General features: G+C 39.5%; 23 protein-coding genes. 15 read left to right on the top strand and 8 right to left on the bottom strand.

Annotation, left to right across the window (positions count from 1 at the left end; genetic code table 11):
* On the bottom strand, positions 1–396 hold the full coding sequence (locus tag BUF13_RS18910; RefSeq protein ID WP_073573382.1) for a hypothetical protein: 396 nt from the start codon (positions 394–396) through the stop codon (positions 1–3).
* A 242-nt stretch (positions 397–638) separates the two neighbouring features.
* On the opposite strand from BUF13_RS18910, the gene BUF13_RS18905 reads away from it, so the two are divergent.
* From BUF13_RS18905 to BUF13_RS18895, 3 genes are all read left to right on the top strand, one after another.
* Positions 639–1,445 (top strand): alpha/beta hydrolase, encoded by an 807-nt coding sequence (locus BUF13_RS18905; RefSeq protein WP_073573381.1) that lies wholly within the window; start codon positions 639–641, stop codon positions 1,443–1,445.
* 153 nt (positions 1,446–1,598) lie between these two features.
* Entirely contained in the window at positions 1,599–3,176 is a 1,578-nt protein-coding gene (locus BUF13_RS18900; RefSeq protein ID WP_073573380.1) for a serine hydrolase domain-containing protein, read from the top strand.
* Positions 3,177–3,252: 76 nt separating this feature from the next.
* The gene (locus BUF13_RS18895; protein ID WP_073573499.1) at positions 3,253–3,831 is read left to right on the top strand and encodes a Crp/Fnr family transcriptional regulator; all 579 of its coding nucleotides are present in this window, start codon (positions 3,253–3,255) and stop codon (positions 3,829–3,831) included.
* A gap of 40 nt (positions 3,832–3,871) precedes the next feature.
* Here the strand turns inward: BUF13_RS18895 and BUF13_RS18890 are convergent, their stop codons facing one another.
* From BUF13_RS18890 to BUF13_RS18880, 3 genes are all read right to left on the bottom strand, one after another.
* On the bottom strand, positions 3,872–5,008 hold the full coding sequence (locus tag BUF13_RS18890) for an aldose epimerase family protein (protein ID WP_073573379.1): 1,137 nt from the start codon (positions 5,006–5,008) through the stop codon (positions 3,872–3,874).
* Between the two features lie 125 nt (positions 5,009–5,133).
* Complete coding sequence (locus BUF13_RS18885; RefSeq protein WP_073573378.1) at positions 5,134–6,504, bottom strand: amidohydrolase family protein; 1,371 nt, start codon at positions 6,502–6,504, stop codon at positions 5,134–5,136.
* Between the two features lie 71 nt (positions 6,505–6,575).
* On the bottom strand, positions 6,576–7,055 hold the full coding sequence (locus tag BUF13_RS18880; RefSeq protein WP_073573377.1) for a gluconokinase: 480 nt from the start codon (positions 7,053–7,055) through the stop codon (positions 6,576–6,578).
* Positions 7,056–7,108: 53 nt separating this feature from the next.
* Here BUF13_RS18880 and BUF13_RS18875 point away from each other — a divergent pair, with 53 nt between their 5' ends.
* The 3 genes from BUF13_RS18875 (at position 7,109) to BUF13_RS18865 (ending at position 12,092) form a co-directional block, all read left to right on the top strand.
* A complete protein-coding gene (locus BUF13_RS18875) occupies positions 7,109–8,563 on the top strand; it encodes a DUF294 nucleotidyltransferase-like domain-containing protein (protein ID WP_073573376.1) in 1,455 nt (484 codons plus the stop codon).
* 244 nt (positions 8,564–8,807) lie between these two features.
* Positions 8,808–11,135, top strand: a complete 2,328-nt coding sequence (locus BUF13_RS18870; RefSeq protein WP_073573375.1) for a PIG-L family deacetylase — start codon at positions 8,808–8,810, stop codon at positions 11,133–11,135.
* A 96-nt stretch (positions 11,136–11,231) separates the two neighbouring features.
* Entirely contained in the window at positions 11,232–12,092 is an 861-nt protein-coding gene (locus tag BUF13_RS18865) for an ROK family protein (protein ID WP_073573374.1), read from the top strand.
* 77 nt (positions 12,093–12,169) lie between these two features.
* Here the strand turns inward: BUF13_RS18865 and BUF13_RS18860 are convergent, their stop codons facing one another.
* From BUF13_RS18860 to BUF13_RS18850, 3 genes are read right to left on the bottom strand one after another with little or no spacing between them, the layout of a single operon-like run.
* Complete coding sequence (locus BUF13_RS18860; RefSeq protein ID WP_073573373.1) at positions 12,170–12,694, bottom strand: YceI family protein; 525 nt, start codon at positions 12,692–12,694, stop codon at positions 12,170–12,172.
* 12 nt (positions 12,695–12,706) lie between these two features.
* On the bottom strand, positions 12,707–13,996 hold the full coding sequence (locus BUF13_RS18855; protein WP_073573372.1) for a hypothetical protein: 1,290 nt from the start codon (positions 13,994–13,996) through the stop codon (positions 12,707–12,709).
* Positions 13,997–14,005: 9 nt separating this feature from the next.
* The gene (locus BUF13_RS18850) at positions 14,006–14,581 is read right to left on the bottom strand and encodes a YceI family protein (RefSeq protein ID WP_073573371.1); all 576 of its coding nucleotides are present in this window, start codon (positions 14,579–14,581) and stop codon (positions 14,006–14,008) included.
* 437 nt (positions 14,582–15,018) lie between these two features.
* Here BUF13_RS18850 and BUF13_RS18845 point away from each other — a divergent pair, with 437 nt between their 5' ends.
* The 9 genes from BUF13_RS18845 to BUF13_RS18805 all read left to right on the top strand — a co-directional run bounded on the left by BUF13_RS18845 (position 15,019) and on the right by BUF13_RS18805 (position 23,695).
* Positions 15,019–15,969: a carbon-nitrogen hydrolase family protein gene (locus tag BUF13_RS18845; protein ID WP_073573370.1), complete on the top strand. Its 951-nt coding sequence runs from the start codon at positions 15,019–15,021 to the stop codon at positions 15,967–15,969.
* A gap of 30 nt (positions 15,970–15,999) precedes the next feature.
* Complete coding sequence (locus BUF13_RS18840; RefSeq protein WP_073573369.1) at positions 16,000–17,043, top strand: alpha/beta hydrolase; 1,044 nt, start codon at positions 16,000–16,002, stop codon at positions 17,041–17,043.
* A 10-nt stretch (positions 17,044–17,053) separates the two neighbouring features.
* On the top strand, positions 17,054–17,497 hold the full coding sequence (locus BUF13_RS18835; RefSeq protein ID WP_073573368.1) for a GNAT family N-acetyltransferase: 444 nt from the start codon (positions 17,054–17,056) through the stop codon (positions 17,495–17,497).
* Positions 17,498–17,506: 9 nt separating this feature from the next.
* Positions 17,507–17,965, top strand: a complete 459-nt coding sequence (locus tag BUF13_RS18830) for a GyrI-like domain-containing protein (protein WP_073573367.1) — start codon at positions 17,507–17,509, stop codon at positions 17,963–17,965.
* A gap of 83 nt (positions 17,966–18,048) precedes the next feature.
* Entirely contained in the window at positions 18,049–19,626 is a 1,578-nt protein-coding gene (locus tag BUF13_RS18825; protein ID WP_073573366.1) for an amidohydrolase family protein, read from the top strand.
* Between the two features lie 536 nt (positions 19,627–20,162).
* The gene (locus tag BUF13_RS18820; RefSeq protein ID WP_073573365.1) at positions 20,163–20,348 is read left to right on the top strand and encodes a hypothetical protein; all 186 of its coding nucleotides are present in this window, start codon (positions 20,163–20,165) and stop codon (positions 20,346–20,348) included.
* Between the two features lie 55 nt (positions 20,349–20,403).
* On the top strand, positions 20,404–21,276 hold the full coding sequence (locus BUF13_RS18815; RefSeq protein ID WP_073573364.1) for a geranylgeranylglycerol-phosphate geranylgeranyltransferase: 873 nt from the start codon (positions 20,404–20,406) through the stop codon (positions 21,274–21,276).
* 102 nt (positions 21,277–21,378) lie between these two features.
* Positions 21,379–22,461 carry a glutamate 5-kinase gene (gene proB, locus BUF13_RS18810; RefSeq protein ID WP_073573363.1) on the top strand — a complete coding sequence of 361 codons (1,083 nt, stop codon included), beginning with the start codon at positions 21,379–21,381 and terminating at the stop codon, positions 22,459–22,461.
* Positions 22,454–23,695: a glutamate-5-semialdehyde dehydrogenase gene (locus BUF13_RS18805; RefSeq protein WP_073573362.1), complete on the top strand. Its 1,242-nt coding sequence runs from the start codon at positions 22,454–22,456 to the stop codon at positions 23,693–23,695. Before proB ends, BUF13_RS18805 begins: the two co-directional genes overlap by 8 nt.
* Here BUF13_RS18805 and hisIE read toward each other — a convergent pair.
* Positions 23,692–24,303: a bifunctional phosphoribosyl-AMP cyclohydrolase/phosphoribosyl-ATP diphosphatase HisIE gene (gene hisIE, locus BUF13_RS18800; RefSeq protein ID WP_134204575.1), complete on the bottom strand. Its 612-nt coding sequence runs from the start codon at positions 24,301–24,303 to the stop codon at positions 23,692–23,694. The two genes, BUF13_RS18805 and hisIE, sit on opposite strands and share 4 nt — an antisense overlap.
* Positions 24,304–24,325: the final 22 nt, after the last annotated feature.

The raw sequence follows: 24,325 nt of genomic DNA, 5'->3' as shown, positions 1-24,325 counted from the left end.
TTAAGACTGACATCCAGCAAACCGAAGGTATCTTGAAATTAAAACGCCCGTATCTTCATCATAGATTTCAAGGACTTTTTCAGTCAATTCCACCCTACCTCTGAGATTATCAGATTCACCGGGCCCACCCGTGAAAGACAATTTTCCGGACACAAAAGAATAGGTTCCTCCAAAGGGAAAAACACCACAATTATTTGGGCAGCCATCAAATGCCCCATACTTCCAAGTGCCATCAGCATTGATTGTATATCCTGCATTTTCACAAGCTGAATTCTCCCGAATCCACTGCCCTGTTATCAGTTCCAACCAATCCTTTTGAGGTTCATCATCCTCAGAATCTTTGCAAGAAAAAATCATTAAAGTCAGCAAAAGAGGCAATAAAAACAGCTTTTTCATATTTCTGATTAAAGGTAATTTATATCCAAAGAACACCCTTCGAACATTTCTATATCAGCGTTTTTGAAAAAGGTAAACAGACAGGATTTTAGTTTTTCATTTTGGGTTACATCAAAAATTGTCTTAATGGAGAATTAATACATGGCAGCACGATCCTTTTCCAAATACAGGAATTCTCCTGAAGATTTGTAGATTCAAGCTTTTCCATAGCACCGAGTCACAAAACTTAATTTCCTCAATTGATGAAAGCATTACTCCTTATCATCTTTCTATTGATTTCCCCTATTTTGATTGCTCAGGAATTGGTTTGTATAGATCAGTCCTTTAAGCATCAAATCGAATCCAAACATCTCAATGAAACGAGAGATTACTGGGTAAGCCTTCCATTAAATTACAGTGATTCATTAAGCTACCCCGTGATTTACGTCTTGGATGCCGAATGGAGATTTGAACTGATCAAAGAACTTACTTTTTATTTGGGGGCTGATGGAAAGATTGCAAAGTCCATTGTAGTTGGAATCCCTCACATAGATTGGGAAAAGAAAAGAGGACAAGATCTCACATTCAGCCAATCAAGGACCGAATACGATGGAGAAAAAGTGGATTCAACTTGGTACAATGACTCCAACTCAGGCAAAGGAATGATTTTTTATAATTACCTAAATAAAGAACTGATTCCAGATGTCAATAAAAACTATTCGACTAGCGGACACGAAACTCTGGTCGGGCATTCATATGGAGGCTACTTTGGAGGATATATTTTATCGCTAGAACATCCTTTTGAAGTGATGCAAATCTATGACCCTTCGATCTGGTATAGCAATGGAGAAGTCATCGAAAAATTAAAAAAAAGTGAGGCAAAAGAGAATGTCAAAATCCATGTGACTTACCAATCTCAACCTGAATTTCATAGAACAAAAATTGAAGAGTTCATTCAGGAATTGAAGAAAAAAGAAGGGATCACTTTGACTACGGAATTCTATAAAGATGAAACTCACAACTCTTTATTTCTGGATAGTTTTTACCAAGGAATCCGAAAAACGAATTGATTTTCACTCTTCTCATTTTTCAAAAGTGGAAATTGAGGTAAATTATAATTTGAACTTCATAGAATAAATAATACTTAGAAATACCCCTGCTCCCTTCTGTGATAAAATTTAAATTATTGACTTAAAAAGGTTTAAGACTTAGACATCCATAGCATGAAATACATTATACCTGTTATTTTTTTTGTTAGTATTCTTTTCTCTTGCAGCCCAAAACAAGAAAGTATTTCAGAAGCTGAAAGCAATCCTACTTTTTCTGATTCTTATAAAAAACCTGTTTTTAACCCGGATGATCGGAAAGAAAAAATCAAGAAGATCGCTCCTCAATTTCAGGTATTATTAGAAGAACATGCAAAAGCCAACAATATCCCAGGAGCTGCATTTGGAATAGTTGTAGACAATGAATTGGTTGCCACGGCGACCTATGGACTCATAAATCTTGAAAAAGAAATCTCTGCGGCCACCTCTTCTTCTTTCCGAATAGCATCTATGACCAAAAGCTTTACTGCTATGGCGATTATGAAACTGAGGGATGAGGGAAAACTCTCTCTTAATGACCCAGTGAGTAAATACATTCCTGAAATGTCAAACTTGGATTATTTAACGCAAGATGCTCCAATCATAGACATTGAAAACCTGTTGACAATGACAGCAGGATTCCCTGAAGATAATCCTTGGGGAGATCGCCAACTGGATGAACCCGATGAAATGTTGATTGATTTAGTTAAAGAAGGAATTTCTTTCTCTAATATACCTTCCTTTGAATATGAATATAGCAATACGGGTTATGCGCTTTTAGGCAATATTGTTTCGAAAGTGTCAGGCGTTCCCTACCAAGAATACATTACTAAAAACATCCTTCTTCCATTAGGTATGGAAAACACTTATTGGGAATTTGAAGGGATCCCGGAAGAGCAACTGGCCATTGGTTACAGATGGGAAGATGACCAGTGGAAATTGGAACCCATGCTGCACGATGGCTCTTATGGTTCAATGGGAGGCCTTATTACTTCCATCGAAGACTTTAGCAAATATGTCAGCTTACATTTATCCGCATGGCCTCCAAGAAATGGTGAGGACAATGGTCCAATTAAAAGAAGTTCTTTGAGGGAAATGCAAACCCCTCAATTTCCAAGACTCGGCGCCAATTCAAGAGACTATAATGGAGCTCCTTGCCCTACTCTATCGGGATATGGATTTGGTCTTGGAATTACGGAATACTGCGATGGGCTGAAAAGAGTTTCCCATGGAGGAGCATTACCTGGCTTTGGAAGCAATTATACTTTTTACCCAGAATATGGTGTTGGGATTATGGCATTTTGTAACCTTACTTACACCACACCTTGGCCTTTCTCAGACATCAGTAAACTGTTATTTGAAACAGCAGATTTAAGGCCAAGGAAATTACCTGCTTCCGATATTTTATTAGAACGACAGGAACAAATCACTCAGCTTATTCAGAATTGGGACTCAGAATTGGAGGGAAAAATATTGGCTGAGAATTTCTATTTAGATAAATCAAGGGAGAAGCGAATTACAGCTATACAAGAGCTTATTGATAAGGCTGGCACGATAGAAATCATAGGTGAACTTAACCCTTTGAATCAGCTACGAGGAAGCTATAAAATAACAGCCCAAAATGGACTAATAAACATATTCTTTACCCTTACGCCAGAAAAGGATCCAAAAGTGCAGCAATTGAATATTTCTTTCCAAGCCAAAGAAACCGAGTGAAACATTTCACTTTGAAAGGGGTATCTGATACCAAAAATCAGGTATGACTTTCATTTATTCGAAACAGCCTAATTCCATGGATAATAAATTTGTAAACTACTTTTCCAAAATTTCTTCTCTAACAAAAGAAGAGGCTGAAGCTATAGCTCAGACCATGAAAACCCAATCCTTCGAAAAAGGAGACTATTTATTGAGACAAGGCCAAAAATCATCCAAAACATATTTCATTCTAAGTGGCTGTATTAGAGAATACATTTTGACTGATGGAGAAGAAAAAACAACCAACTTTTTTACGGAGGAACAATGGGCTATTTCGCTTAATGGTTTTACTCCAGAAAATTCTGCTACCCATAATTGGGTTTGCGTAGAAGACACAACAGTTGTAGTAGGAGATGAAGAGCAAGCTCAGGCTATTTTTAAACGCTTCCCCAGGTTTGAAACTATTTCAAGAACCATCATGGAAGCTGCATTTTCTGAGCAAAGAGAAGCTTTGACTTCCTATTATACCGACTCACCTGAACAGCGCTACTTAAAACTTTTGAAATCAAGACCTGATTTAATCCAGCGAATTCCTCAATACCACCTTGCCAGTTATATAGGTGTAAAACCTGAATCTTTGAGCCGAATTAGAAAACGGATTTCTTCTTCAGAATAATTAATAAATCCCTCCAAATTTGAATTCGGAGGGGTTTCTTTTATTCATCGACTGAGAACTTATACTCAATCGTATGTTCATATTTTTCGCCAGGATTGAGGATTGGACTAGGAAAATTCTTATGATTAATTGCATCTGGCCAATTCTGAGATTCCAAGCAAAAGCCCCATTGCCTATCATATATTTTTCCATCAGCACCTTCAAAATTGGAGACGAAATTGGCAGTATAGAATTGCACTCCCACATTATCAGAATACATATCCATTACCCTTCCACTTTCAGGGTCTTTCACATGAACAAAGTGCTTCATCTCTGAACCTTTCTCCATTTTCATCACCATATTATGATCAAATCCTCCACCATTTGCTTCCACTTGGTCTCCTAGAATCTTTGGATCCCTGAAATCAAAAGGAGTTCCTTTCACATCTCTAATCTCACCCGTTGGGATCAAACCTTCGTCAACTGGAGTATAGGCATCTGCCCAAAATTGGAATTCATGCCCCAAAACATTTCTCTTTACTCCCGTCAAGTTGAAATACGTGTGATTGGTCAAGTTCACAATGGTCTTTTGATCTGTCTCTGCCTCAAATTGAATCCGAAGCGTATTGGATAAGGTCAACTCCATCCATAAAGTACTCTCCAAATTTCCAGGATACCCTTCCTCCCCATCCACACTCAAATAAGTCATCTTCACCCCTATCGTGCTATCATTGGAATAAGGCTCTCCAGCCCAGACTTTTTTGTTGAAACCAACATTGCCCCCATGGAGATGATTCGGTCCATTGTTTTTAGCCAATTTATATGTCTCTCCGTCCAAGGTAAATTCACCTTTTGCTATTCGATTGGCAATTCGGCCTGCTGTAGCTCCAAAGAAAGGATTGCTTTTGGTTAAAAACTCCTCTACGGTATCAAAGGTCAAAATCACATTTTCCTTTTTACCATTCTTATCTGGGGTTATTATTTTGGTGATGGTTCCACCATAGTTTGTCATTTCTACCTGCATATCTCCATTGTCCAATACATAATGGAAAACAGCTTGACCGTCCTGTTCGGCCACTTTTTCAGCTTTGATCATCAGTTCAATATCTTCAATAATAGGTTCTTGGGTCTTTTCTTGCTTGCAGGCCATTGTTAATAACAAAAGACCTGAAGCGTATAAAATCGAGGTGTATTTCATAGGATAATTTTGACAAGCTTGGAAACTTTTATTGGATGTAATCTTTACTTTCTGGAAATTCCTTTCATGAGCTAAATCCTTAAATTTTTCAGAATTCTGAATTCAGATTTTAGAATTCAACCTTCCTACTTTCTAATGTGATTGTTTTCGATTCGATCCAGTTCGGCTTGTAATTTTTCTTGGGAAAGCCATTCTCCAGCCATCATCACTCCTTTTGGATTTTGAAGAGTTTTCAGATCTTCCAAAGGATTTTTATCCACCATCACAAAATCAGCCGCCATACCTTTCTTGATCTTTCCCCACTCATTTTCTCTCCCCATGTACTGCGCAGGAACAACCGAGCCAGTTTTTAGGATCTCATAATTGGACATTCCAGCCTCAGACATCAAAGCCAATTCATGTTGGATAGAAAAACCTGGAACATTAAATACTTGTGGAGAGTCGGAAGCTAAAATCATTGGAACGCCAGCTTGGTGAAGTTCCATGAAAAGCTTTCTACGAAAAGCCAGATAAGGCGCCACATTTACCTCATCCAACATACCAGCTCTTTCTAATTGCTTTTTTGTATTCACCCACTGCTGGATCAATGGCCCAGGCAAATATTTCATCTCAGGAGCTTTTCTAAATTCATCTGCTGGGATATAGCCAAAATATCGATCAAAAAGTGTCAATGTCGGCGCGATATAAGTTCCTTGGTCCAGCGTTTCTTGAATCAATGCTGGCAGTTTTTCCATTTGAACCTGGCCAACCAATTTTAGATTGAAAGGACCGGAAGTGGTAATATCAATTTCGAGATCATCAGGCAATAAACCTTCCATGTAGCCATCCATATGCTCCACGGATTTAAATCCACTTGCTAATGCATTGTCAATTCCTACTGCCAAAGGGACATGACCGCCAAAGGGAATTCCTAGTTCTTTGGCTGTTTTGGAAATCGCCCACATCTCATCCAATTCTACTCCTGGGTGGATTTTCAAATGATCATATCCTGCTGCTTTTTGTTCTCTTACCATTTGAGCAGCTTGATCTGGACTGGTCACTGAGTTGGCATTAAAGGAAGGCCCTGAAATAAAAACCCGAGGCCCCATCAACTCTCCAGAATTCACCTTGCTTCTCAATGCAACATGGGTGGGATGTCCGAGCATACTTCTAATCCTCAAAACACCATTTGCTAAGTATAACCAAAGTGACTCTTCTTGTAATTGAGTGCTTCCATCGTTGGATACCGGAAGGTGGGCATGAAACTCCGCTAAACCTGGGTAGATATAAGCTCCACGTCCATCAACCACCAAATCTGCAGTCATTCTTGGAGTTTGAGGAGATTGAGGAATGATATCTTTGATATATCCATCAGAAACATAAATCGCATGATTTTCCAGAACCTCTTCCCCATCCATTGTCACAATATTGACATTCAGGACCAAGATATCTTGGGCAAAAACAGCTCCGGCAAAAAGCCACGCAACCAAGGAAAAGACGAGTTTTTGAAGTTTCATATCGGTTATTCAAGGTGAGACAATGAATTTCGGGCATTGAAACCTAGAAAACAATCCAATCCTGTAAAATCCTAAGGCTCTAGATGATCCAATATTTCTGCAACCATATTATCAGGGCTTTGGTCAATGGAAATTTTGACTCCGTAATCCGGTTCTTCCCAAGTTGCAAATTGTGAATCCAGCATACCGGCTTTCATAAAGTGATTTTGACGGGCAGTCATTCTATCCCAAATCAAATCTCGATCTCCGATCAAGTGGACCCAATGGATCTCTGGATCCACCGAAAGGATCTGTCTGTATTTTTCTTTTAAGGCCGAGCAACCCAATATACATCCTCCGCTTTCTTTCGAGTCGAGCATTTTTTGAGCTAAAAGCTCCAACCAAGGTTTTCTATCATTATCATCCAAAGGATGTCCGGCACTCATTTTTGCAATGTTCTCGGCAGGGTGAAAAAGGTCCCCGTCGTAAAAAGGAATCTGAAAATGCTCTGATAATGCATTCCCAATGGTGGTTTTTCCTGTACCAGAAACGCCTGTGACGATTATTAACATATATGCTCCAAAAGATGATCAATCAATCTTAAAGATTGGCTAATTTGTGAAAGATGAAAAACAACTCACCTTTTATTTCAGATCAATTTTATTCAAAATATGTCCGAGACCTCCATGTCAGACATTTGAGGATAGCCTCTCCCAGCACTTCTATTCAAACTTGTGCTACCCAAATGGCTAATGAGCAGGTTAGTTGTCTTTTTATCGGTTCAAGCCCCCAAGAAATCCAAGGCTATATCACCGACATTACTCTTAGAGATAAAGCACTCGCTTTGGGACTTCCACTTGAAACAGAAGTATCCCAAATCATGGAGAAAACCATGATCTCCATCCATTCTGAAGCTAGCTTAATAGAAGCTTTGCTATTGATGTTTCGAACAAAATCCAGATACCTCCTTGTCCAAGAAAACAATCAATACATTGGCTGGATTTCTCGAACGAAAGTCCTGACAGAGCAAAGCCAGGGACCTTTCATGTTTATCCAATCTGTAAAAGAGGCACGCCAAATCGAGGAATTGAAAGAAAAGTGGCATCACATGCCAGAGATCATCCATCTGCTACTTTCCAGAGGTATGAAAGCCGGCTATGTTAATCAAATCATCACGACTGTGGCGGATACGATTACGCAGCGTGTCATAGAACGGGTCATCAAAGAAATCGGACCTGCCCCTGCCAAATTTGTCTTTTTCGTATTGGGAAGTGAAGGTCGCGGCGAGTTGACATTAAAAACCGACCAGGACAACGCCATTATTTATGAGGACAAAGCGAATGAACATAGAGAAGCTGTAAGAGAATATTTTTTAGATTTCGCTACTCGAGTTTCTACTGCACTCAATCAAATTGGAATTGACTTTTGCTCGGGTGAATTAATGGCTATGAATCCCAAATGGACTCATTCTCTTTCTCATTGGAAAAGAAATTACGAAACGTGGATTTCGGATGCCTCTGAGGAAAACACGATGAACTATTCTACTTTCTTTGATTGCAGAGCCATCTATGGAAAAGAAAGTCTGCTTGAAGAATTGAAAGTGCACATGGGTAATCTTTTGGAAAAAGCCTCAGAGAGATTTTTCATCAATTTGGGACATAATGCTCTTCAATACGAGCCGCCTTTGACTTTTTTTAGAACCATCAGAACTGAAAAGATTGATGGCGAAAAGCAACTGAACTTGAAGCAAACCATGCGCCCGATCGTGGATCTTGCTCGAGTATTTGCCTTGAAGCATCAAATTCACGAAACCAATACTGTCCGGAGGATAGAGTTATTGAGGCAAAAAGGAGTATTCACCATGCCGGAAACTCAGGAATTGATCCATGCTTTCAATTACCTCATGTCTCTCAGATTGGAAAATCAGGCCCAGCTGATTTTGGATAAAAAAGAAAAACCCAAAAACTTTTTGACGCTGGATTCATTAACGAAAGTACAATCTGTAACTCTAATTGAGATTTTCAAGGTTATCAAGGATTTCCAAGCCAGAATTCGAATTTCCTTTACAAAGACCCTATAAATTTTAACTCAGGATGATACTTTTATAAATTTTTTATAAAAGTTGTTTTTTATTACTGAAAGTTTTTTAAATTTGTTAAATAGAATAACTTTGAAACAGATCTAAGTTTTTCAGAATTAAATTTTATTTATCTGAAATTCACAAATGATATTTTGGAGTTTTAAGTTCTAGCTCTTTCAGTTTATTTGGAATCAAATGGATTCTAAATGAAAAATTCATAAAAACCCTAAACTGTCGAAACAGTATGCTAAGTAAGTATCCACTCTCAGACGTTGAGAAAAGCTTCTTCAAGGAGTCAGGTGTTGAAAAAATCAGCACACAGATTCCTTACCTTATGGTTGACAATTTCCCGAAATTAGGATTGCTTACCGCTTGCCGATTCTTGGAATGGGCAGCAGCCAACCCAGAAGGCGTTATTTCCTTACCAACTGGTAAAACTCCAGAATTCTTTATCAAGTGGACCCAATATCTACTGGATAACTGGGACAGTAAAAAAGGGAAGGAAATCAGAGATCAATACGGTCTTGGTTCTGTCAAGAAGCCAGTATTGAAAGATTTGACTTTTGTGCAGATTGACGAATTCTACCCGATTTCTTCTTCTCAGCACAACTCATTCTACGACTACGTAAACAAATTTTATATCCAAGGTTTCGGACTTTCTAAAGAGAAAGCGATCCTCATCAACTCCGATGAGATTCCTTTAGCTCAAGGCAAATCTTATCAGGAAATCTTCCCTGATTTGAAAGTGGATCTTTCCTTGAGATACAGAGAGCCTGAAAACGAATTGGAGCAGCTTCAGCAGGAATCTATCTACTTGATCGACCAGTGGTGTGGTGACTACGAGCAAAGAATTCGTGACCTAGGTGGTATCGGCTTCTTCTTGGGAGGTATCGGACCTGATGGACACATCGCCTTCAACACCAGAGGATCTCACATCTTCTCTGTTACCAGATTGACTGAAACCAACTTTGAAACTCAGGCTGTAGCTGCCGGTGATTTGGGTGGTATCGAAGTTTCTGCTAACAGATTGGTTATTACTATCGGTTTGGACACTATCGTTTACAATCCTGAGGCAGTAGCTATCATCATTGCTGCTGGTGAAGCGAAAGCAGGTATTGTGAAAGACTCTTTGGAGACCAAATTGAGCAACGTATTCCCTGCTACTGTTCTTCAAAAATTGAAAAATGGTCGTTTCTATCTAACCAGAGGTGCTGGTGTGAAATTGACTGACTCCATGGATGCCTACTACGAAAAAGGCGAATGGACTTTTGAAAAGACTGAAAGAGCTGTGATCGAGCTTTGCAAAAAGCTAAACAAATATGGTCACAGATTGAAATTGAGCGATTTGAAAGCTGACAAATACTGTAAGTTGATCCCAGATCTTTCTGAGGAAACAGTAGGTCAGGTAATGAAAAGCATCGAAACTAAGTTGGCTAAAGGTTTGGAAAAAGAAACCGAGCAAACTTTGCTTCACACAGGTCCTCACCACGATGATATTTCTTTGGGCATCTTGCCTCATATCACCAATCAGTTGAATGAGCCAACCAATGAGGCCCACTTCTCTGTATTGACTTCAGGATTTACAGCGGTAACTAACAGCTTTGTGATTGACACATTGCAGCATACCAAGAAGCTATTGGATGAGGATAAAATCCAAATGGTGAATTTCGAAGACTTCTTCGAGGTAGGTTACAGCTTGAAGACTGATAAGGATGTCTATCACTACTTGACAAATGTTGCTTCTGAAAATGCTGATGCAAGAAAAAGAGGTCTATGTCACCGTGTAGTAAGAGCTTTGGTGATCGTTTATGACGTGAAAAACAAAACTCAGCTTAGAGAAACTATCAATGATGTCATCAGCATCTTGAGAAAGAGCTACGACGGAGAGAAAAACCCTGCTAAAATCCAAAAACTGAAAGGTATGATCCGTGAGTTTGAGGAGGAATTGGTTTGGGCTCACTTTGGAGTACAAGTGAAAAACGTTCACCACTTGAGACTTGGTTTCTACACAGGAGATATCTTCACTGAGCAGCCAGACAAGACTCGTGACGTAGAGCCTATCGTGGATCTATTCAGAAAAGTAAATCCTACTAAAATCAGCTTGACTTTGGATCCAGAAGGATCTGGACCTGATACTCACTACAAAGTATTGCAGGCAACTGCTGCTGCAGTGAAAAAGTGGAGCGAAGAGAAAGACTTGAGCGACCTTCGTATCATCGGTTATAGAAACGTTTGGTTCAAATTTGAGCCGCATGAAGCGAACGTAATCGTTCCAGTTTCTTTGGGTGACATGTCTGTAATGGAAGATTCATTTGCCAACTGCTACTTAAGCCAGGTAAATGCTTCCTTCCCTAGCTACTCCCACAATGGTAAATTCAGTACTGTAGCGAAGAGAACTTGGGTTGGTCAATTGAATGACATTCAGTTGCTTCTAGGCAAAAACTACTTCTACCTACATGATCGTGCAAAAGTAAGAGCGAGCCACGGCTTGATTTTCTTCAGAGATATGAACGTAGATGAGTTCTTGGCTACTGCTAGAGAGCTTGAAAAGTCAATTGAAGGAATGTTGTAAAAAAATGATAGATTGAAAATTGGATCAGAAAGTCATTTCGTATGACTTTCTGATTTTCATCAATCAAACCTATAATAACCATCTTAACAATAGCGAATGGAAAAGGCCATTTTGGGATTAGATATCGGAGGCACCAGCATCAAAGGTGGTGTACTGATCAACGGACATCTGGAGGATATCCGTACCATCCCTACACCGGCCAAAGAGACTCAGGAGTTTATCCTGGAGACCATCGCCATTTTTATTGAATCCTATTTACACCATGATATTTCTGGGATCGGAATCGGAATCCCAGGATTGGTAGATGTCGAAAACGGAATCGTTTTGGGCTTAGCAAACATCCCCGCATTTCAACATGTGGAATTAGCTAAATTCTTGAAAGCAAGGATCGGCAAACCAGTTTTCATCAACAATGACGCAAACTGCTTTGCTTTGGGAGTACATAAATTTGGTGTTGGGAAAAACTACAAAAATCTAGTAGGCATCACTTTGGGAACGGGCGTAGGAGGTGGAATTGTAATAAACGGACATCTGTATTCAGGCGTCAACTCCGCTGCAGGAGAATGGTGCAGCGCTCCTTATTTGGAGAGTAATTTTGAGAACTACTGTAGTGGGAAATTTTTCCACTATCAATACGATACCAAGCCAAAAACTTTGGCCAAAAAGGCATTAGCAGGAGACCCAGAAGCTCTAAAGGCTTTTGATGAGTTTGGTCACCACTTAGGTGAGTTGATGAAGCATATTCTCTATGCACTAGCCCCAGAAGCAATTGTCTTAGGCGGTTCAATTAGAAAAACCTATCCTCTATTTAAAGAGGCTATGTATAAATCTCTTTCCACGTTTGGATATCCAACCGTATTAGAGAATTTGAAGATTTTACTTTCCGAATTGGACGAAACAGCCATCCATGGAGCAGTAGCTCTGGTTGATTTCGAACAGGAAACAGTCAACAGTTAAAAGATTAAAGTTGGTTTAGTAAATGAAAAAGAGCGATCCCCCTGAAGAGATCGCTTTTTTTGTGAAGTGTTTTTTGATCAGATTCCTAAAACAAATTCCAGATCCAACCTATCATCTACTTTTATCAATCCACCAAATTTATTGGGAGGATCTAGATCCAACATATCAAAATTCAACACCAATTTACCTGAAATATTATCCTCTCCCCTCTCTAGTTCCATTTCTGGAAATTCTAAAGTTTTGCCTACCAAATTCACGGTTAGGTGACAAAATAGCCCACCTTTCATTTCATAAAGGTTTTTAACTTCGACTTGGGCGCAAGGATATTCACTTGATTTCAAAGTGGAACGAAAATCCTTATTCAAAAGAAAATTGCCACAGGAAAAGCTCGAAATTGGAATCTCAAATTCAAGAGAAGGATGATTTCCTGGCACATTTAAGTTCAAAGTATCCTTTTCCCCTACTCTTGTAAAATCACAGTTAAACCTACCCAGAGAAGTATATCCAGAAACTTTTACCTCATGGTGCGTAATGACCATGACCTTTTTTTCCTGTCTCTGAGGAGCAAACATTAATTCAAGTATGAGGAAAAGGATAATCATAATTCAAGTTGATTAGAAACCAATCACTCCTTCAATCATCAATCCATTGAATTTACCACCGTTTTTGATATCTGTAGCAGCAAAATCTTTATAATTCTGAGACACATATTCTAGCTTGGCTAGGATGTTTTTCGAGATAAACCATCCTCCACCTACTTGAACTCGATCAATAGATACATCCAATCCACTTCCAGCTAATTCACCATTCACTTGATTATATCTCCCCGCCACATAGAATTTTTCAGCAGTTCCAAATCTATAGACTAAATCAGCACCAACTTGATTCCATTTTCTATCCTCTGTTTCGCTAGAAGCTTTTCCTTTGGCTTGCTCTATATTGGCAAAGAATTCTAAGCCTTTGTATTTCACAAATGGGTTGAAAACCATTGCAGTGATATTATCTGTCAATCCAGGGTTGAATCTACCTGAGGTAAAATTGGAAGAAGTAGAAGCCAGTGTATTTTCCATGACCAAATAATATCTGGAACCTCCTCTATCACCACCATACAAGGTATTTCTTGAAGATCCTGAGGTAGTATACATGGATCCTGTCAATCTCAATCTGAAGTCTGAGCTCAGCTGTTTGTCATAACCAACTTTTCCTATCAAACTCAATTTTCTCTTGTCAGGATTGGTTACACCACCTTGGATTTCTCCACCAGTAATACCACCGACAACCAAGAATCCATTGCTATGGAAAGTCAAATCCCCACCAACTTCTGTGGTAAAGGCATCCATGATATAGTTTCCTACGAATGGATTAAAAAGAGCATTACCATTATCAGTTCTACGGAAGTGTGCATCACCATAATTGATCTCCATATGCCCCACTCTCAGGGTAAAATACTGCTCAAACCACTCCGGATTACCTAAAAATGAAAGTTTGTCAATTTGCAAATAACCACCTTTCACCCAAGACTCGGGATGGTGTCTAGAGGATAAATAAGTGATCAGGTTTAAGCGAACCCCATCCAACAATTCCACATCAATATTCAAGTTTGCGGTTGCCAGGTTTGATCCAAATCCGATATCAACTAATTCATTGACATTCACACCATCTGCATTCAAAACCGCGTCAGCAGTATTTTCATGGCTGATACTTTGGAATTGCTGAGCAAAATTACCTCCAATTCTCACCTTTACTCCTTCAAAAGGAACGGTATCCAGCTTACCTGTTTCGAAAATATTGATTCCTCTTTGATCATAAGGTCTCCAATATTGAACATCTCTTTCGAGTCCTTGAGAAAATGCCGCAGTGAAGCTTCCCGCAGCAAATGCAGCAGCGATTAAATACTTTTTCATGATTTCTAGTTAAAGGGTTGGTATAAAAGTCGTCGAGAACGACAAAGTTATCTCGTCATCAGTTTTCACTGTGCCTAGTAGCGCAGTTGGAGGGTCTATTGAAAACGTTGTCAACTTGGTATCAAAATCACCTTTGAAAGTGAAATTTTGACCACTTGTTGTGACTTGAACTGGAAAAGAAACTGTTTTAGTAACTCCCGCAATTGTCAGGTCACCGGAGGCAGTAAAATTGGCTCCGCTTTTAGAGATACTTTTCAAGGAAAATTTTATTTCCTTATTGTTTTTTGTGTCAAGTGCCTTGTATGCATTTTTGTCCAAGCCACTTGTTCCACTTTTTAGACTTTCCGCCAAAAATGAAATTTGAAGCTCCTTTGCAGAAACAAATTTTCCATTCTCAACAGTAAAGACACCTTGACCAGAAACTGTACTAGTTTCCATATGCCAATCATGTAAGGTCGACCCTCCTTCAATCTTTAAGACAGGAGAAGGCCCCATTTTGAAATTGGTTTGAGCTAGTCCGACATTCGCTATTATTCCAAAAGCTCCCACTAGCAACCAGCGATAAAAGTTCATTGTGATTTTCATTGGCTTACCGATTAATTGTAACAAATGTCACAGATAGAGTCTGTGTAATCCCTGACGAAAGTCAGCTTTTCAAATGATTGTATTCAGTAATCAAAAGGAAAAAATCAGAATATTATTCTAAACTCAAAGCTTTAAATATTAAAAATTAAAACTTTATTCTGATAAAGTTAATTTTTAAAAAATATCAAGCTACTATCTAACAACAAAACCAATTTATCAATGGTTTTATTAGAAATAATTTAAAAAAGATTATTCAAAATTGAAATTCGACTTAACAAAACCTATATCGATTGAAAATGATATCGATTTGACAATTAAATAATTATAAAACCTTTTTAAATAGTTATAACTTTTGTCTCCATTTAGAATTTCCCACCCTCTCCTTTTTGATTCATGATTCAACCAGAAATTGGTATTTTCAATTTTAATCACCCAAAATGAATCAGAACAATCTCAAAGTCGCCTTAGCTCAAATCGCTCCAATCTGGCTAAATAAATTTGAAACCCTGAAACTGGTTAAATCCAAGATTTTAGAAGCGGCGGAGCAAAAATGTGATCTAATTGTCTTTGGAGAGGGCTTCGCACCTGGCTACCCTTGGTGGCTTTCCATTACACATTCGGCTGCTTGGGACAACAAGATTCAAAAAGAAATCTTTGCTCACTATGCCAGCAATGCAATCCAAATTGAGCGCGGTGATTTATCTGAAGTTCAAAAAATCGCCAAGGAAAATAGGATTGCGATATACCTTGGAATCATTGAGAGGCCGACTGACCGTGGAGGGCATAGTCTCTATTGTACTTTGGTATACATGGACCAAACTGGCGAAATCAAATCTGTACATCGAAAGCTTCAACCTACCTATGATGAAAGACTTGTCTGGTCTCCGGGTGATGGAAACGGACTCCAAACCCATCCTCTAAAAGATTTCACCCTTGGAGGATTGAATTGCTGGGAGAATTGGATGCCTATGGCGCGAACTGCTCTTTATGGATTAGGAGAGAACGTCCATATCGCTGTTTGGCCAGGTGCGGTCAGAAACACTGAAAACATCACAAGAATGATCGCCCAAGAGAGTAGGTCTTACGTCATTTCTGTGTCCAGCTTGATGAGTAAGACGGATTTCCCAAAAGACACTCCCCATTTGGATGTGATCCTTGAGAATTGTCCAGACGTTTTGGCTGATGGTGGGAGTTGCATTGCAGGTCCAGATGGTAAATGGATCATGGAACCCCAACCTCTTTACGAGGGACTTTTAATCGAAACCTTAGACTTCCAGAGAATCTTAGAGGAAAGACAGAACTTTGACCCTGTAGGACATTACTCCAGACCTGATGTATTGAAACTAGAAGTGAATAGAAATAGACAATACAATGTGGATTATAAATAAATCCGAAAACCCCGAACCTATTAAATATCCATGAAAAAGACCCAATCTACCCTATTCCTCTTTTTACTAACCCTATTCATTGGGTTAAATACTGCCGTCTTTGCCCAAAAAGGCAAAGTAGTCACAGAAACCATTTTTTCTGAAAGCTTACAAAACTCCATGGGAGAAAATCCGTCCAGAGCTGTTTCCATTTACCTACCACCTGGCTATGAAAGCTCTACCCAGCGTTATCCTGTGATTTATTTTCTACATGGATTCATGGGTGATAATACCATGCTCAATTACATGTCAGGGCTTATGGATTATGCCATAGAAAAGAAAAAAATCCGCCCTTTTATCTTGGTAGTTCCAGATGAGAAAACGACATACGATGGAAGTTTCTATAGTAACTCCGGCTTATTCGGCAATTGGGAAGATTTTACAGCCATTGACCTAGTAGATTTTGTTGATGAAAACTTCAGAACAATTGCAGATAAAGATAGCCGAGGCATTACTGGGCATAGTATGGGAGGATATGGAGCTTTAAAAATTGCAATGCACTATCCAGATAGATTCAGTTCAGTCTATGCTTTAAGTCCTGGTGCTTTAGCAATAGTCAGAGAATATGGCCCAAATAGTGATACTTATAAAGAGCTTTCCACTCTAAAAACCATGGAGGAAGTCAACAATACCTATTTTGGGAAAGTAATTATTGCTTTTGGAAGATCTTGGTCTCCAAACCCAAACAATCCTCCATTTTATTGTGATCTACCATTTGAGTATCAAGGAGAAGAGCTGATCGTACATCCTGAAGCATTGGCAAAGTGGCAAGCCAATATGCCAGTTCACATGATAGAAGGCAATCTCGAAAATCTTCAAAAATTGAAAGCAATCAAGCTGGACTGGGGGAGAAATGCAGGCGAAAGATTTACACAGATGTGTAACATGTTCAGTCAAAGGCTAGAAAATGCTGGAATTACGCATTTTGCTGAAGAATATATTGGAACACACACCAGCGGCATTTATACAGAGGATGGTAGAATCCCCCAACAAATGCTACCATTCTTTGAAAATTATTTGAACTTCGAAAACTAATTAAAACGAAATGAATTCTTTTATTTCTGACATCTCCGCTTCAGAATATCAAGAAGTCGTAGATGTCTGGGAACCTTCAGTCAGAGCTACTCATGACTTCCTCCAAGAAGAGGATATCGCCTATTTTAAACCCTTAATTTTGGAACATTATCTCGACGCTGTTCAGTTAAAAGCTTGGAGAGACGAAAAAAATAAAATCTTGGGATTTTCTGGAGTTGCAGACGGAAATTTGGAAATGCTTTTTATCCATCCAGATTCGAGAGGAAAAGGAATCGGAAAGACCCTTTTGGAATATTCAATCACATACTTAAACGTTACCAAAGTAGATGTCAATGAGCAAAATGAACAAGCAGTTGGCTTCTATCTAAAACAAGGTTTTACCCAAATCGGAAGATCTGAAAAGGATCCAACAGGCAAACCCTATCCCATTTTACATTTACAATTAAATCCATAAACCAAATCAATGGAAACTCTTCCAACTTTTAAATTGATCGGGATAACTACCCGAACCAGTAACAACAATGGACAAGCAGCACAAGACTTAGGACTGCTTTGGCAACGGTTTTTTCAAGAAAACATCTCAGACAAAATCCCAAATAAAACTGGTGAAGAGATCTACTCAGTTTATACCGATTATGAATCTGACTACCAAGGAGAGTACACTTGTCTCATTGGAATGAAAACCAATTCTTTGAATGAAATCCCGGTTGGATTAATTGGCAGGGAGTTTTCAGAAGCTGAATACAAAAAATTTGTAGCCAAAGGAAAAATGCCAGAGGCAGTAGTTGAGACCTGGACAGAGATTTGGTCCAAAGACAAAGAACTCAACAGGAGCTATTCAGCTGATTTTGAAATTTATGGTCCAGCTAGTCAGCAAGGAGACCATTCAGAAGTGGATATTTTCATCGCTGTAAATTCATAATTGATTTTCAATCATTTATAAGAGTTTAGCTTTCTAGGTTCGTGGTTTTTTTACATTTTTAAGAATACCTAACCACCAACCAAATGAAATATTTCTACGCTTTTTGCATAGTCCTATTGACGGCTATGCAGGGGAGCTATTCCCAATCCAAATTAAATCCGGCACCTGATAGAAGACCCGATGAAGGGGAAGGTCCTTTTGAAAGACTGATTATCAGGGGAGCCATTGTCATTGACGGGTCAGGAGCACCTCCAGCAGGCCCAGCAGACATTGTAATCGAAGGCAATAAAATAGTCGAAATACGTCAAGTAGGTGTTCCGAATGTGCCTATTGAAGACTCTGGCAGACCCCAAGGCGCCACCAAAGAAATCGATGCAAATGGGGCCTATGTGATGCCGGGACTAATTAATCTACATGCCCACGTAGGTGGAGCGGCCAAATCTCCCAACGCTGAATATCCTTATAAGCTCTGGATGGCACATGGCATCACAACCATCCGGGGAGTACCTGCGGAGAATGTAGGCTGGACTCAAAGTGAGAAGAAAAGAAGCGCTGCCAATGAGATTGTAGCTCCAAGAATCATCGCATTTCACACGATGGGATCGGGTGAGGATTGGAAAGGAGGACCAGTTTATACTCCTGCAAAAGCTCAAGAATGGGTAAAATGGGCCGAGGCACAAGGAGTGGAAGGAATTAAATTCTTCAATCATGACCCTGATGTTTTAAAAGCAGCAATTGATGCTGCTCATGAGAATGGAATGGGAACAGTAGCTCATATTTCCCAACCTATGGTCGCACAAACCAACGCGTTGGACGCTGCCAGATTAGGCTTGGATGTATTGACCCACTATTATGGAATCTTTGAATCCCTTTATAAGGACGAGGACATCCAACATTGGCCGGCTGAATTCAACTATAATGACGAACAGCATCGATTCAGCCAGGTAGCTTATCAATGGAATAAAATCCATCCCCGAGGAAGTAAGCAATGGCAAGCCCTAATCGATGAATTTTTGGAGCATGACTTCATCCTTGACCCGACAATGACCGCCTATTTAGCTGGTAGAGATCTGATGCGAGAGAGAAACGCTGAATGGCACTCAGAATACACGCTTCCAACTCTTTGGGATTTTTACACACCCAATAGAGAAAATCATGGCTCTTATTTCTACAATTGGACTTCTTGGGATGAAACAGCCTGGAGAAACTTCTACAAAGTCTGGATGTCTTTCCTAAACGACTATAAAAATGCAGGAGGAAGAGTGACTGTCAGTGACGATGCTTCATTCATCTACAACCTTTGGGGCTTTGGATACATTGAGGAGATGGAATTGCTGCAGGAGGCAGGATTTCATCCTTTGGAAGTAATCCGTGGAGCCACTTTGCATGCAGCACAGGCGATTTTTGAGCCGAAAGGCAAACCAATTGAATTCGGTGTTATTCGCCCAGGGCTTTTGGCAGATTTGGTGATTGTAGATGAGAATCCAATCGAAAACCTGAAAGTCCTTTACGGAACAGGTTTTCTCAAATTGAACGATGAAACCAACCAAATGGAGCGAGTCGGAGGTGTAAAATACACAATCAAAGATGGGATTATTTACGATGCTGAAAAGCTTCGAGAAGACATCAAGAAAATGGTTTTAGATCAAAAAAATCAGTAAAAATCAGGTTTGCATCTTGTCAAATTGAGTGGAGTCGAAATTTATTTACGACTTTCTAAATGCTTCGACTCCGCTACTATTTACAAAAGGTTATTTTTTACATGCATATTACTTTTCCGTCCTTTTTCCTGTAGGTGAAAAAGGACCAAAAAACCCACCGCTGTCCATTTTTGGGTTAAAATCAATTTCCTCCCCACACGTCGGCAAACTCCTCAATTTTGCATGAAACCTCTACTAATCTTGGAGTTTGGGGTCGCAAAATTTTCGTCAAACAAGCCTCCTAATTTCAACCCTCACAATTGATTTCTTAACACCCAAAACTGGAAGGCGGGGCCAGACTAAAATTGATGTCCTGGAATCAATTTTAAGATTCCAGCATTTAAAAAACCTGAAATTTTAAACGAGATTCTAAATGTACGACTTGCTTTGAAGTGGCTGGTGACGGATTGAGGTCAACAAGCGTTAAGAAAATCGGCTAGTTCCGAACTTGTTCGGAAATCCGACGATTTTTAGCGTTTGACCCAGTCCGGCAGAAAATGTCTACAGGCATTTTCAAGCCAATTCAGGCAAAAGATCCTGATGGTCGAGGATTTGGTACTTTTGGTCTTTCAAAAGTGCCACAACCTGAAAACACCTTTCATTACTCTGGTATGTTGGAAGAAAATTGGAAACTCAGCCTGACAATTCCCATACTTAAATCCAAACTTCCAATATTTTTATAACCGATATTCTCCCCTTCCATCAAGTTAAAACGGGGAATTACTTTATTTTTGGGGCATGAGCCCATTGCAAAAGGAGCGTACAATATCAATCAGCGGACTTTTCCGAATTAGTCGCCCTATCAATTTGCTTTTGGTCGCTTTTTCTCAATTAATGACCGCTTATTTTTTGGTAAAAACCACCAACTCTGGAACGCCTGTTTTGGAAGACTTCAGGCTTTATTTGTTGGTTTTAGGTACAGTGATGATTACGGCAGCAGGCTACATGATCAATGACTATTATGATGTCAAAATCGATTATGTCAACAAACCTCATGAAGTAGTAGTTGGAAAAGGAATCAAACGGAGAGTTGTGATTGTTTTACACACAATCCTAAACTTTTCAGGGATTGCATTAGGTCTATTCGTTTCATTAAAAGTGGGCTTGGTCAATTTCTTTGCGGCCTTTTTGCTTTGGATTTATAGCAATCGTTTGAAACGCGAACCTTTTATCGGAAATCTTACAGTTGCCTTTCTGACTGGTCTTTCAGTTTACATCGTTGCCTTTTATTTCCAGAAAAATGAACTCTTGGTATTGACTTATGCCATTTTTGCCTTTTTCCTCAACCTGATTCGCGAAATCATCAAGGATATCGAAGATCGTCACGGAGACCGAAAACATGGCTGCAGGACTCTCCCTATTGTGATCGGATTTAGAAAAACCAAACAGGTGATTTTTGCAATCGCATCCCTTTTTGTGGTCTCCATCTTGGTTATCACTATCAAAATCAACAAAGCAGAACTCTTTATTTATTTCGGTTTTCTGGGTCTAGCTTTTCTTTGGTTTATGTGGAAAATCTATTTGGCTGATCGCAAAGAACAATTCACCAAACTTAGCGCTTGGGCAAAAATCTTAATGCTCGTAGGAACCTTGAGCATGGCTTTACTCTAATCAGTTCCTTCTAGTTTTTTTCTTTTCCACCTCTCCACATCCTCCAATCATTTTTTGGCAATTCCTTATCAAAACCATTACTTTCAAGCAAATTTTCAAAAAATGCAAAACGCCAAAACCATTGTAATCAAAATCGGCTCAAACGTCCTGACTCAAGCGTCTGGATTGCCCGACTTGAATCGCATGCAGCACTTGGTTCAGCAAATCATGAGATTGACAGAGGCTGGAAAAAAGGTTGTATTGGTCAGTTCTGGAGCGGTTGCATTTGGAAGACAGGCTATTTCCCTTCCCGAAAAATTAAACCCGGTTTTTAAAAAACAAATCTGGGCTTCTACCGGTCAAATTCGCCTGATCAATCAGTATCAGGGTCTTTTTGGTGAATTGAATCAGCCTATCGCACAGATTTTGGTAACCAAGGAAGATTTCCGCGACAGAAAACATTTCCTCAATATGAAAAATTGCATTGAGGCGTTACTAAGTCAAGGGATCCTTCCAGTCATCAATGAAAATGATACGGTAACTATTACTGAGCTGATGTTTACGGACAATGATGAATTGGCCAGCCTGACAGCAGCCATGATCAATGCCGACACCTTGATGCTTTTGACCAATGTGGATGGGATTTATACAGGAAATCCAGCAGAGCCAGGATCCGAATTGATTGAAAAAGTGGTAGCATCTATGCCGGAAGTGAGTTCCTATATCTCGGCCACCAAGTCATCTTTTGGACGGGGTGGAATGTTGACCAAATATGCAATGGCTAAAAAGTCGGCCGATTTAGGGATTCAGGTAATCATTGCCAATGGGAAAAACGATGGTGTTTTAGAGAGTTTTTTAAGGAAAGAATTGAGGTGCACCTGGTTTGAACCAAAGAGAGAAAAACATGCTCCCAAGAAATGGCTGGCCCATGGCACGCATTATTACAAAGGAGAAATATTTATCAACGCAGGTGCAAAATCCTCGTTGACATCATCTGTGATTAGAAGTTTATTACCTATCGGAATCACCAAAATCGAAGGCGAGTTTTCCAAAGGTGACATTTTACTGATTCGCGATGAAAATGGAGAAAAAATTGGATTGGGGAGAGCTGAATATTCTTCAAAATCAGCTGAGGAAAAAATCGGTCAAAAGAAGCAAAAAGCCCTAATCCACTACGATTACCTATATTTATTTGATCATGAGTGATTTTTCAAGTGTATTCCAAGCAGTCAAAAAAGCAAGCAGACAATTAACCGGGCTTCGAGATGAAGCTGTTCAAAAAGTCCTGTCAGATCTTGCTGATTTGATGGTTTTGCAGTCTGATTTTCTTTTGGCAGAAAACCAAAAGGATCTTGATCGTATGGACAAAGAAAATCCCATGTATGATCGCCTTCTTTTGACAGAGCAAAGAGTTAAAGGAATCGCTCAAGAGATGCGTCAGGTTAGTAATTTACCTAGTCCGCTTCAGATCAGACTCGAAGAAAAAATGCTTCCAAACGGCCTGTTTCTGGAAAAAGTAACCGTCCCTTTAGGAGTAATCGGAATAATCTATGAAGCCCGACCAAATGTGACTTTTGACGTCTTTTCTTTGGCTTTGAAATCTGGAAATGGATTGATTTTAAAAGGAGGTTCGGATGCAGATGCATCCAACCAGGCGATTATGACATTGATTCATCATATTTTGGAAAAGCATCATCTTCCAAAAGAAGCATACCTGCTTTTGCCTCCTGATCGTGCTGCTACCAAGGCTCTTTTGGAAGCAGTTGATTTTGTAGATGTCATTATCCCTCGTGGCTCTCAGGGACTGATCAATTTTGTGAGAGAAAATGCCAAAGTTCCGGTAATAGAGACAGGAGCCGGCATCGTACATACTTATGTGGATGAATCAGCGGATTTGGAAAAAGCGAAAGCTATCATTCACAACTCCAAAACCCGCCGACCAAGCGTTTGTAATTCTTTGGACTGTTTGATTATTCATCAAAGCAAGCTATCTGATCTCAATCGATTGATTCAGCCACTTTTGGAATCTGGAGTAAAAATCTATGCTGACTCCAAGGCTATTGCGTCTTTGGAACCTAATGAATTAATTTCTGAGGCAGATGACTCTCACTTCGGGACAGAATTCTTAAGTCTGCAAATGGCCATCAAAACAGTAGATAATCTGGAAGAAGCTTTGGATCATATTGCCACCTATTCTTCCAAGCATTCCGAAGCGATTGTTTCAGAAGACCAGGAACATATTGACCAATTCATCTTACAAGTGGATGCAGCTGCTGTTTACGCCAATTCCTCCACAGCATTTACAGATGGAGCTCAGTTTGGATTAGGGGCAGAAATTGGAATCTCCACCCAAAAACTTCACGCCAGAGGACCGATGGCACTCAATGAATTGACTAGCTACAAATGGGTGATAAGAGGAAATGGGCAGATAAGGAATTAAGATTTCTTTGTGTGGCGATCAATTAAAACCTCCATCACTTCATCTAATTCATATCCTTTTGCTTCCAAAAGCACCAGATAGTGATACAATAGGTCAGCTGCCTCTCCTAAGAATAACTCCTTGTTGTCATCTTTGGCCTCAATGACAATCTCTACGGCTTCCTCGCCTACTTTCTGAGCGACCTTATTGATTCCTTTTGCAAAAAGTGAAGCTGTATAAGACTGATCGGATGGATTATTTTTGCGATCCTTGATAATGGCTCTCAACTGATCGATAAACCCGGTTTTGGAGCTATTCACTTCGGCAAAACAAGTATCAGCGCCAGTATGACAAACCGGTCCAACAGGATTGGCTTTTACCAAAATTGCATCTCCATCACAATCCTCAGTCATTGAAACCAATTCCATAAAATTACCGGAGGTCTCTCCTTTCGTCCACAATCTATTTTTGCTTCTGCTAAAAAATGTCACTTTGCCTGTTTCTTGGGTTTTCACCAAGGCTTCTTCATTCATATAGCCCTGCATCAAGATCTTTCCGCTCAAAGCATCCTGAACAATTGCAGGCACTAAACCATCCATTTTATCGAAATCAATGTTCATTATTTCTATTTTTTGAAATACGCTGAAATAA

The sequence above is a fragment of the Algoriphagus zhangzhouensis genome (assembly GCF_900148515.1).
GTDB classification, from domain to species: domain Bacteria; phylum Bacteroidota; class Bacteroidia; order Cytophagales; family Cyclobacteriaceae; genus Algoriphagus; species Algoriphagus zhangzhouensis.
The sequence above is the reverse complement of the archived record's forward strand: the minus strand, read 5'-3'. Positions and strand labels throughout refer to the sequence as shown.